8 protein-coding genes and 1 pseudogene are annotated in these 11,729 nt (G+C 31.2%); 1 reads left to right on the top strand and 8 read right to left on the bottom strand.

Annotated features, from left to right (window positions below):
• Positions 1 to 3: 3 nt before the first annotated feature.
• From JFU50_RS29250 to JFU50_RS29220, 7 genes are all read right to left on the bottom strand, one after another.
• Entirely contained in the window at positions 4 to 1,899 is a 1,896-nt protein-coding gene (locus JFU50_RS29250) for a sigma 54-interacting transcriptional regulator (RefSeq protein WP_201225461.1), read from the bottom strand.
• A 1,205-nt stretch (positions 1,900 to 3,104) separates the two neighbouring features.
• Positions 3,105 to 3,818 (bottom strand): hypothetical protein, encoded by a 714-nt coding sequence (locus JFU50_RS29245; protein WP_201225460.1) that lies wholly within the window; start codon positions 3,816 to 3,818, stop codon positions 3,105 to 3,107.
• Between the two features lie 151 nt (positions 3,819 to 3,969).
• Positions 3,970 to 4,257 carry a hypothetical protein gene (locus JFU50_RS29240; protein ID WP_201225459.1) on the bottom strand — a complete coding sequence of 96 codons (288 nt, stop codon included), beginning with the start codon at positions 4,255 to 4,257 and terminating at the stop codon, positions 3,970 to 3,972.
• The gene (locus JFU50_RS29235) at positions 4,258 to 5,478 is read right to left on the bottom strand and encodes an AAA family ATPase (RefSeq protein ID WP_201225458.1); all 1,221 of its coding nucleotides are present in this window, start codon (positions 5,476 to 5,478) and stop codon (positions 4,258 to 4,260) included.
• A complete protein-coding gene (locus JFU50_RS29230; protein WP_201225456.1) occupies positions 5,462 to 5,716 on the bottom strand; it encodes a hypothetical protein in 255 nt (84 codons plus the stop codon). Before JFU50_RS29230 ends, JFU50_RS29235 begins: the two co-directional genes overlap by 17 nt.
• 359 nt (positions 5,717 to 6,075) lie before the next feature.
• Positions 6,076 to 7,308, bottom strand: a complete 1,233-nt coding sequence (locus JFU50_RS29225; RefSeq protein ID WP_201225454.1) for a hypothetical protein — start codon at positions 7,306 to 7,308, stop codon at positions 6,076 to 6,078.
• Positions 7,309 to 7,325: 17 nt separating this feature from the next.
• The gene (locus JFU50_RS29220; RefSeq protein WP_201225452.1) at positions 7,326 to 8,708 is read right to left on the bottom strand and encodes a hypothetical protein; all 1,383 of its coding nucleotides are present in this window, start codon (positions 8,706 to 8,708) and stop codon (positions 7,326 to 7,328) included.
• Between the two features lie 606 nt (positions 8,709 to 9,314).
• Here JFU50_RS29220 and JFU50_RS29215 point away from each other — a divergent pair.
• Positions 9,315 to 10,464: pseudogene (locus tag JFU50_RS29215) on the top strand (IS3 family transposase).
• A gap of 301 nt (positions 10,465 to 10,765) precedes the next feature.
• On the opposite strand, the gene JFU50_RS29210 reads toward JFU50_RS29215, so the two are convergent.
• Positions 10,766 to 11,719, bottom strand: coding sequence for a helix-turn-helix domain-containing protein (locus JFU50_RS29210; RefSeq protein ID WP_201225450.1), 954 nt, complete (start codon positions 11,717 to 11,719; stop codon positions 10,766 to 10,768).
• Positions 11,720 to 11,729 lie beyond the last annotated feature (10 nt).

Raw genomic sequence — 11,729 nt, 5'->3', positions numbered from 1 at the left:
CGCTTAAGAAGTTTCACTTAATTTTTTCCACAACGTGGTACGGCTAATCCCTAATTTTTCAGCAACTACGGTTTTATTCTGATTATTTAATTCCATCATTTTATTAATCACTTGCTTTTCTATTTCTTCCATCGTACCAAATTGGACCATGATTACCTCGTTTTGATTTAACTGACGATCATCATCTTCTGTTTCGCTTAAAATATCATTAATAAAGGCATCTTCCCCTTTAAATTTCTGTACACCGAGCTGAATTCTTTCTACAATATTTTCAAGATGCCTAATATTCCCCGGCCAGCTGTACGTCAAAAAAAAGTTTTTTAGGTTACCCGAGAAATCTTCAAAACAGAGTTTTGAGCCCATCTTTTGTAAGAAGAAATCAACAAGAATCGGAATATCCTCCATTCTGTGACGTAATGGTGGAAGCCCCATATGAAGTACATTTAATCTAAAATATAAATCAGAACGAAACTTTCCTTCCTTTACCAAATCCCAAAGGTTACGATTTGTTGCCGCTACAACTCGAATATCGACCGGAATCACCCGATCACCCCCAATTCGCATAACCTCTTTTTCCTGAAGAACCCTTAATAGTCTTGTTTGAATAAAATCAGGAATTTCTCCAATTTCATCAAGGAAGATCGTTCCTCCATGGGCCAATTCAAAGAAGCCTTGTTTACCTCCTTTATTCGCACCAGTAAAGGCTCCTGCTGCATACCCAAATAATTCACTTTCAATTAAATTTTCTGGAAGAGCTGCACAATTAACAGCAACAAAAGGACCATCTTTTCTGTTACTGGCATTATGTATACCTTGGGCCATTAACTCCTTCCCCGTTCCGCTTTCTCCAATAATCAAAACGGTTGAATTCGTCACGGCATATTCTTTAGCCAGTTTAATCGCGAGCTCCATCTGCTCACTTTTATGCCGAATATCTTCTAATGTAAAACGGGCTATTAACCCTTTTGAATGCAATTCTCTTCTAATTTCACTCTCTAATTTTTGAATCTTACTAATCTCTCGGCAAATAATGACCGTGCCTATCCTGTCTAATCCAACAATAAGTGGTTCATAATTAATAATTATATTTTGTAAACGGAAACTTCCATTGTCAGTATATATTTTTTTTTGCTGCAACAAATTTAAAAGGAGGGGGGTTCGTATTTCCTCAATTCTCTTCCCTGTAACAAATGATTCCTTTATCCCAAATATCCTTTCGGCCGCAGGATTAAATGTTTCTATTTGACCATCTTTTGATAGAAAGAGAATCCCTTCATCCGTCACATTAATAACTGCCTTTAATCTTTCAGTCTCTTTTTTAATTAGTATTCGGTCTTGTCCTACTTGACTAGCTAAGATTAATGCTCTTTTTATTGTCCTATCACTTGTAATAATGTTCATACTCTTCATTCCATGATTTTGAACAATTTCATGTGCCCGAATGCCGCCGCCCACTACTACTTCCATTCCCATTTCTTTTGCCCATTTTATTTGCTTAACCAGCTCATCCCATGTATGATACGGCAATATCGTTACATCAAAACCAACTGTTTCAATCACTTGGTCAAAATTAAAGGCAAAACCTTCTTCTGGGTAAGTAATAAAACAAATTTTATCTCCCAATTCTTTAGCTCTTTTAAAAGAACCTAAGATATCAAAATTACTTGAAGCACTATGGACAATAGGCAGTTGGACTAATTTGGCAACTTCCTTGGCTGTCCCTGCCCGGCTTATCACCACTTCAAATCCACCCTGTGATACAAGTCTTTTTACTTCTTGGGCAGCTTCATTTAAAATTCCCTCAACAACAGTTACTGAAAAATTAAGTTCCTTTGCAATTTTTTCAATCTTGGCTGTTAACTCTGGATTCCCCGATGTCATAATCATCTTATTCTTCATCTATGATTCCCCCGTTTACTATAATCTATAAAATCGTCTTTTTGATAAAAAATTGTAAGTGTTCATATATTAATCATACATGACAAAAACTGAACAGTTAATGTAAAATTTACTCTATTCAAAAAATTTAGGGTATTCTATTTTCATTTAATATTATATAATCACCTAAAAATAAAACAGTGTCTAGTCTTTCAATAAGAAGACACAATCTGACTTGGAAATATAGCTTTTTCCTTAAGTATACAGAATTGAATATATGAGATAATTTTGGGCGCAGTATGCGATGAAAGTTGCACGTACTGGTGCTAGCAGGGGGAAAGGGGGAGATAACGTCAAACCCTTACCTATCTGTTATCAATATCCCCAAATAAATTCAATAAGCCGAAAATATGCAGTTTTTATTCATTTCTTGCATATTATTGGCACGGAGAGGAAGTACATTGGGACGAAATTTACCTTTGTTTAATAATTCTACAGTTGTGATTAGTCGCAGCGACTATTCATATATCAAATGTGTTAACGATCCCTAAAACAAGCATTCCTTCTTTACTTCAACCACAACGGCTGCCCTATATACAAACCCTGAGCAGGAGAGCTAAAAAAGGCTGCGAAACAGCTGAGAGAGAGAAGAACCAATTATCGTGAAAAGGTTAAAATAAAAGGAGAAGATTTTCTAGTCTTCTCTTTTTTAGTATGTGTGTAGAAATGAAAACATAAGATATCATCTATATTTCTGCCACTTGGCAAGGCTAAATACCTATAATAAACGTTATGTTAACTAGAAAAATTGTGTAATAAAAAACAAACTTTAAAGCCCCTACTCTATTATTGCGCGGGTACTGCATACTGTCAAAAGTTAGGAAAATGCTCAAACACCAGTCTTAGCAGGGGTTTTTACTGTAAGATGACCTGTGAGGGATTCGAACCCACGATCTCTTCCCTGTCAATGAGAATCTAACAGTTATATATTTTATGAAATAGGACAAAATAAAAAAGCCTTAATTACAAGGCTTTTGACTTTGTTTGAAGTCCTATGATTCCTATATAGATAGACAGCGAGGGTCGACCCCAGTTCTCCTGGAAAGGCTATAATATAGGAATTTTTAAGTGTTCTTAGCACCTATCCAAAATTAATGACTTGTTTTGACTATGTTTTTTAAGTGACTTACGGAGACAAGATTTTTTATAACAATATAAAAATATATTCAATCATTATGGAAAACCCCATTCAATCGAGGGAGCTGGGGAACGCCTTTATCCTCTATATGATAATATTCTCTTAAATGATTAATTGCATCAACCAAAAACCAATCAGAGTTCAATAATGCTTCATATACTTTTGCTTGCCATGCATTTAAATTATAAATTTCCATGGATTCTTTACTACTTATTAAAAACTGTATAGGTGCTTCTTCATTTCCTGATTCATACTCTTCAACAATTAATTTAACCCTTCCTCTAAAATACCTTACTGCGTTACTTGCATATAAAGTCCCTAACTCTAAACTCTCAAATTGCATTTCTAATCTTTTTTTCAAAATCTCATTTTCAATGTCTTCCTTCACATTATATTTAAATGTAATAGGCCATTGATTCTCTATCAGTTTACATTCCAGCCAATTTAAATCATTTATATTATCAAAATAAGGATTAATAAACATTTTATTTGCTGTTAAATCTCGAATATCTTTTTTATTTTTATTACAGTCTGAACAACAAGGTAACAAGTTTATTGGCGTAACAGCATAAGAAATAAAATATGCTTTTGGGAGATAGTGATCTACAGTTTTTACTGTTCCATGTAAACAATATGGACATAAGTCATCTTCTGCTTTTGAAATAATATATTCGTATACATCTCTTCCAATATTTTTAGAGCCTTTAGTATTCACAAAATATTTTTCATATACCGTTTTCATTGATTTTGAATCAATAAATTTCAAGTAATTAACCCTATCTTGGTCACCTATTCGATTTAAGACTTCCTCAATCGTGATATTATTTATTACCTCTATTATTCCCCTTAAACTCATTCCCGAAAGATTATCAAATATAACACTTAATCCATTTTTACTGAGTAACTCGATTATTTTTTTTACTAATATTCCTAGGAAGATTAAGAATATCTTTTAGTAAAACATTCTGAGGAATATCGATACTTAATTGTTCATTAAGGCTATACAATCCGCCAGAATCTGAGGTTGCTAAACTAATATATTGAGTTTCTTTTTCAATAAGTATATTTTTTATAGCAAGTAATCTACCCTTTAAAAAGTTATATGTTTCCCCATGCTTATTAGATAACATTTCATCCAAAAAATCTTCTAAATTATAATCAGGAAATTTTATTGAATACATTTATTTTCCCTCTCTAGTTAGTTGATTTATGTATGTACGAATTAATGATTTAGCCTCTATACTTAGTTCATTATTAAATCTATCTATAATTATTTCATAATCCTTATATTTTTCGACTTCTTTTTTCAGCATAGAATGGAAACCTGTATTTCTAATTTCTAAACCAAAGATTTCTTCTGTTAAAACACCTACATTCTCTCCAAATGTTTCAAATCTTGGTCTATCAATCTTAATATAGTCTCCACGCTTTCTAATTATAGAAACACATGACTTTGGGACTTCTTGAAGTACTACAGGAGAGTGAGTAGCTAAAATCGCCACACCATTTTCAGAAATTATTAATTCTGATATTGCTCTTATAAATGCTGATAGTAGAGGTGGATGCAAATGTGTCTCAGGCTCATCGATTAAAATCAGGGATTTTTCTACTATTAATTCGACAGTCTTAGCTATCGATAATAAAATAATTTGATGTCCTGAACTTAAATCAATAAATCTATCAGCCAATATTTCACTATATTTTTCTGTTTCTTCTTTACTTTGGTTCGTAACGATATAATCTTCGATTATATTTATTAATCCAAAACTGCTTAAATTAAAATCAGCATTTAAAATTTCAAACATTCTATGTAGAGAATAAAATCTCTTTTTTGAAAATATCTTATAAACAGATTCAGCAAACTCTTGTTTAAGTTCATCATAAGTTTTCGTTTCAGATTTATTCTTTTTTACTCCAACATAATAATATTCATTCTCTTTGTCATCTGTTTCATAAATAGGATGCTTGTCAAAAACACTAAATGAGATAAAAATGGTGTTAGCAAAACTATCACTTAAATTCCCATTTAAATATTCTTGGATAATCCCTTTTAAAGCTGTTGTTTTCCCTGCACCATTAGTTCCTATGATTGCATGTATATTAGTTGGCGGTAATGATTCAGGTATCACCTCAAATTCAAACATAGTACCAGGGAGTTTAGAATTTGGGATATTGTATTCAAATGCATAATCAGTTAAAACAGCCCCACCTCGAGCTATTCGAGTAAACTGTTTATCAAAAACTCTAGGATTTATTTCTCGCACTAATGAAGTTTTGAAAGCTTCCTCATCTTTCACTTCTTTATAAATTTCTTCATTATATGCAACATCCTTTAAATTATTAAAATAATCAATTCTTATTTGATCTCCTAATTTCTTTAATTCCCTATAGTATGCAAGCACTCTGACCTAATGAAAAATAATTATCTGACAAGCTCTCAAATGTACTCTCTAAAGATGTGCTACTCTCATTTTGGCCTTTATAGGCAATCTTTACGTAACCTAACTCCGTTTCTTCTAATTCTTCATTCACATAAAACACTTTATATAAAGTGTAATATCCAAAGTCATTCCAATTATCTGGAACTAAATGAAAACCAGTTTTACTTTTCTTCTCTCTAAATCCTGTTTTATAAAACACTATCTATTCCTCCTTTTCGCTATCTATATCAAAGAAATTCAATAAACCCTGAGATATTTCCTCTTATTGTCTATATCATAGATATTTGTCTCTTTATCTATAATTACTCTTATAGATCTGATTTTCACACATAAATATTTCAATATCATAGCCCTTTCACAAATTTTATTAATTAATTTTAAAATAGATCTTAATATCTCTTTAAAATAAAGGACATGAAAACACAATAGAACTATTGAACTTCTCAGGAAAATACTATATACAGCTTCCTTCAAATTATAAAATATTTTGATACATTAAAGGGACAGAATATCCCAATAAATTTCTTTTATATAATTATTTTTAGATGAAATTAACTTTTAATTTGCTTTTAGATTGTGAGTTATAACTTTACCCATCCCATTAAGGATCTCTGCTTTATTTTTATCTTTTAAATAGATGTCATACCTTACTAACTCATCTAAGTCAGAAATCATTAATTCTGCATGTGTTTTTAAAATGAATTTTTTAAGTTTAAGTTTATTCTTTTTAGACAAGAGGCTACAAATGATTTCAAATTCTTTTTCCTTTTGATAATCCCATTTATATATACCAGTCCCTGTATTTATAAAACTTTTAACTTTTTCTATAATTGCGTCATATAAAGACTGTTTGAAACCCTCGTTTCCAGATTCCTTTACTCTATTTTTTCTAATTATTAATAGAAGTATCAAAATATCATCTAGAAACTTTACTTTTTCAGATTCAATCTCTCTAATTAGACATTCTTTCAACTCATGATTTATCATTAACTTAGCTAAAAATACAGGCCAAGACTTAGACCTTTTATTATGTAAAAAATAATTGACTAAAAGTTCCGTTCGGTACGTAAATATTAAATCTTCAAAAATTTTAATAAAATTTTGTACTTGATTATTTAAAATAGAAGCATCTTCTTTAGTTAATTTTCCACTTTTTTTAGTTACTCTCTCAATAGGTGAAATTAGCAAGAATAGTCCTATACTACGTCTTAAAGCAGTATTTTGATCGTTTAACAATTTGACGATTAGATTTTGAGTCGGATTCCATCGAATGTTTCCTTGAATATAATTCAGTAATAATAAATTAGTCTTATCTAATAATAAAATACGTTCAAACTTTTCTGAATCAAATTCTTTTAATATTGAAGCTGTAATTATTAAGTCTATAAATCTCCAATATTCAGGTGCAGGGAATCTATATAAAAATTCAAAGTTATTCTGATGATCCCTGATGCTCCATTCAATATCAATTTTAAATGTTTCAGATTTTCCATCCAGTAATTTTATAAGTCCCCCATAAAGCTGATTAATCATACCATATTGATTGAGTAATCTACCGATCTCTTCTTTAGAATCTAAATCTCTTCTAATAAATGCAATAGTAGTTATTAATACTGCTTTATTTTTATCACTTATTTCCCTTGTTTTTATAGATTCATTTAATTCAAATAAAATACGTTTTATAGACTTTCTTTTTAAAATAGAATTGATTTCCTTTTTAACATCTTGTTTTTTTTCATCCCAGTTTCCAGTAATAACCTTCGCAAGATTTTGAATCGTAGTATTATCCATATAATTTACCTCTTTTATTAAATCTCACAACTTCCTACCAGATTACCTTCATTTATATAATCATTAAGTTCTCCTAAAATTTTCTTTGCTGCTGAATGATTTAATATATTAATACAAAAGTGGTTACTATCAATTGAATTTAAAGAAGTCCCAATAGTTAATCCTGAGAAGGTGTTTTTATTTCTACCTAATATAAATCTGTCATGTATAGGTGAACTGATTTGAATAAAATTTAAATTTAATATTCCCTTCTTTACTATTCTCTTTAACACAGAATCTTGCTTTATCGCCTCTTTAATTGTAACGAAATCGTAAGCCTTATCTTCGTCTTTACAAAAGAAGACTATATTCTTTGGTTGTGATGAGCATTCGTAAAAAATTCTTAGCCAATCTAGTGTTTTATTAAATCTATTCTTATCGGTGAAATAAGGATCAAAAACCCAGAATTCATCTTGAGATTCTTGAAGATATTTAGAAATAATCTCAATCGATTTTTTTGTTTCACCTGGCTTTATAAATGTGATATTTTCCTTTTCTTGCTCTTTTAAAAGTTTTTGTCTCATTTGATTATTAGATTTCCAAAACAGCTCTTCTAATTTATCAACTGCTTCTCCAATTATCATTTCATGTTTACTAGGGTCATTTTGCAATTCAAAAAAATCATCTAATTCATTTAATTTTATTCGTTTAGATCTACTTGCCATACCCATACTTAAATGTACTGTACTTATATATGAAAGATTATAATTAAAATAAACTAATCTATTATTTTTAAAAATTTCTATATCTAATGATTTCCATTCTTCAGAAGGATTAATCTCTAATTCTGATGTGAAACTTTCTATCACCTTTAAATGAGACGACACTATGATATCTTTATTCTTAAATTTAACTATAACAATTGAATCCTTCTCTAGATTATTAAAAGTTATTCCGTTCAAATGATTAGGTTTAAAACTAACACTTATAGGTTCGTACAATAATGTATCTCCATAAAGTATAGGATTACGATTAAGATCGAGTCCTGTATATTTCTTGATAAATTCATTAATAATGAGTAAATCTTTTAATGATAACTTAAGTTCAAACTTATCTTCTAACGCTTTTATAATTTTTTTAGGTTTTGAGCTTGAAACAAATCTTCTCATAAAAGTACATTTACTCTGTGAATATGGATTTAATTCATGTTTAGGATTTAAAAAACCTTCCTCTATAAATACTACATGATTTAGATTATCTAGAATTTCATCGTTAACTATTGACTGTTCGAAAACTAAGTTATATCGTCCTAGTTTTTTCTTTATATAGATGTTTCCTTGAAGATTACAGTCATTATCAAACCCTCTATGTAAGATAGTTATAATAGCTTCTCTAGCAAAAAGCACTCGATTTAATATCAATTAGTATAGCTCCCATCTTTTAACTGAATACCATTATTATATATTATTAATAATATAAATGAATTCTATATAATACTCTATCTTCGTATTAAAAATAGCCGTATTGTTTGTAAATGCTAACCAAAATATTCAATTCCTACAATTTATTCGAATGATATTCGGATTCATCACCTTTTTAGTAATCCTTTTATTAAAAATTCTATATAACCTTTTATTAAAAAAATTAATCTTATATGCATTTAAATGTTTATCTGTACATTATTCTCATCTATACCTAATCCCATTTGCTAATTATTAATTTCTAAATAAGTTTTGCACACCTCCTAAAAAGTAAAGATATCTTTATATGTATGATTTTTCCGTTGCTGAGATTCGTTCTACAGCGAAATTAACTTTTGTTTTATGGATAATGGTTCATTCGATTTAATATAGAAGCTTTTAGAAACACACTATTTTAAGAGATGTCTTATTGTATATCTCTTAAATTTTCTTCTTAGGATTAGTTTTATTTACAACATACCTAAGTTACGATAATGGAGTTAGTATAGTTTCATGGACACATTTTAGTTAAGTCCTTACAATGATTTTTGAGAGGATGTGTCCGTCTTGGAACGTAAAAATACAGGTAAAAAATATAATAATGAATTCAAGAAGACTATTGTAGATCTTTATCACTCGGGTAATTCGGTCAAAGAATTAAGCGGCGAATATGGCGTATCAGAAGTTACCATTTATAAATGGGTTAAAGAATTTACTCCTATCGGTTTAGGGGAAGAGTCCATGACTCCAAAGGAATTAGACGCCATTCAGAAGGAAAACCTTCGGTTAAAGCAAGAAGTTGAAATCTTAAAAAAGGCTATGGCCATATTCGCTAAAAAGTAACCGAGACAGATCTTACCGAATTTATTGAGGAACACAAGAAACAATATCCCGTACAGAAGATGTGTGAAATACTAGAAATCCCAAGAAGCAGCCATTATCAATCCCTTCAAATAGTCGTATCAAATCGCGAACAGGAAAACATAGAACTAACGAAGGAAATTCATCTTATTTACCTGGAAAGCAAAGGACGATATGGGGCTCCAAAGATTCATGAAAGCTTATTAACCAAAGGGTTTTCCCTAAGTCTAAAGCGTGTTCAACGTTTAATGAGCAAGGCGAGAATTCGTTCTATTACCAAGAAAAAATACCGTCCCTATCCATCTAAAGAAAAGGTTATTCAATTGGATAATTTGCTAAAACGAGACTTCACTACTCAAACCATTAATGAGAAATGGGTAGCAATATTACGTATATCCACACGTTAAAAGACGGATGGTGTTATTTAGCTTCGGTATTGGACCTTCATTCTAAGAAAATAGTAGGGTATTCATTTTCTCGTTCAATGACGACAGAACTGGTCATAAAAGCTTTCAATAACGCACACTTATCACAAAAGCCCTCGGAGGGCTTAGTTCTTCATACGGATCTTGGCTCACAATATACAAGCAGTGAGTTTACTCAACATATCCAAAACCATCATATTAAGCAATCCTTTAGTCAGAAAGGTTGCCCGTACGATAATGCCTGTATTGAATTCTTTCATGCCCTATTAAAAAAGGAAGAAGTCAACCACGTACAATATCTAGACTATCAAACAGCTAAATTAGCGATGTTCCAATTAATTGAAGGTTGGTATAACCGAAAAAGAATTCACAGCAGCTTGGGCTATCAAACCCCACAAGCCATTGAAGATCGAATTAGGAATACAGCTTAAGATTTAACTTTTTAGTGTCCAAAATATTGACTCAAATCCAATAATTATAGTTATTTGAACTAAGAAAATTTGTTTAACTTCAGCAACAGCTTAAAAAATTATTATAAAAGAGACCATTTCATGCTCCTTTCCAGGATATGAAATGGTCTTTTTTTAGTGTATTTTGAAATAAAAATATGCAAAGAAATAGTTTATATTCAATAAAATATTTACTGACGCCTCTGAGTAGCTCTGTATAAAATGAATGGGCAATGACTTGGATGGTATAAAGACCTCAATCAAACCTTTTCTTCATTTAAAATCACTTTAGTAGTGATGATAATTTTTGCTCTACCCACTTACTCATACTAATTCCTTCTTGTTCAGCTAACTCTGTCATACTTTCTAATAGATCAATAGGTAATTCCAAACTAGTTTTTCTATAAGAACTTCGTAAAATCAGGTGACCCTCTTCATTGTAGATGTCTCCTTTTATTAAAAATGGCAAGATATCAGCTGCAAAGAAACACTTTGTCGTTAATGGCCTTTCCCCCGCCCGGATGAAGAGTTCTATCGTGTGATCCTGTTCCCTCAATCGTATGTTTTCCATTCCCCATGTTTCATATAAATAGTCCACGAATGGATAAAATACAACGGCATCCTTCGGAATTTCTAGCTGTACATAGCCTTTATACTCCAAAGTGGATTGATGAATGGGATAGACCGGCTTTAACTGATACTCCCTTATCCCTTCTTCAAATGGCAACCATTTTTGAATATTTGCTAAGTAAAAACCCCATTCATTCTCCTTATTCCGTATAACACGTGCTTCAGGCACCTTGCTTGAATGGAATTTCTGAAATAAGACGATATCTTGACTAGAATGATAATACTCAAATCGTTTTGGGCGTTGGGATTCAGATGGTTTCAGTAATCCGGCCGCTTCTTCATAGGCTGTTTCAGATATGACATAGATTGTCCTCTCATCTCCAAAAGGTACTACCTCTGCTTTTATTACCCCCTCTTGAATATACTTATAGACACTTTGAACAGACAATCCTAGTTTGTTTGCTACTTCAGTAGGCCTCATACCCGTAGGGTGCGATTTCTTTTGATTCACAAGTTGATCCACTTCCGCTTTTTCATAGCGTGCCTCTCTATGAATTCGATGGGGATCCGCAATTTTACTAATTTTCTTCTGCTTTGCATAATGATAGACCGTTGCTTTGGAGACACCTAGTAAATCGGCTACCTCTTGTTGCGTATACCATTCCACTTTATACCAC

It is taken from the genome of Peribacillus sp. TH14, assembly GCF_016651145.1.
Classification (GTDB): domain Bacteria; phylum Bacillota; class Bacilli; order Bacillales; family DSM-1321; genus Peribacillus; species Peribacillus butanolivorans.
The sequence above is the reverse complement of the archived record's forward strand: the minus strand, read 5'-3'. Positions and strand labels throughout refer to the sequence as shown.

Coding starts and splice junctions, on each gene's coding strand:
- JFU50_RS29240 (WP_201225459.1), bottom strand. CDS start 4,257: ATGTATTCAATAAAATTTCCTGATTATAATTTAGAAGATTTTTTGGAT.
- JFU50_RS29225 (WP_201225454.1), bottom strand. CDS start 7,308: ATGGATAATACTACGATTCAAAATCTTGCGAAGGTTATTACTGGAAAC.
- JFU50_RS29245 (WP_201225460.1), bottom strand. CDS start 3,818: ATGAAAACGGTATATGAAAAATATTTTGTGAATACTAAAGGCTCTAAA.
- JFU50_RS29250 (WP_201225461.1), bottom strand. CDS start 1,899: ATGAAGAATAAGATGATTATGACATCGGGGAATCCAGAGTTAACAGCC.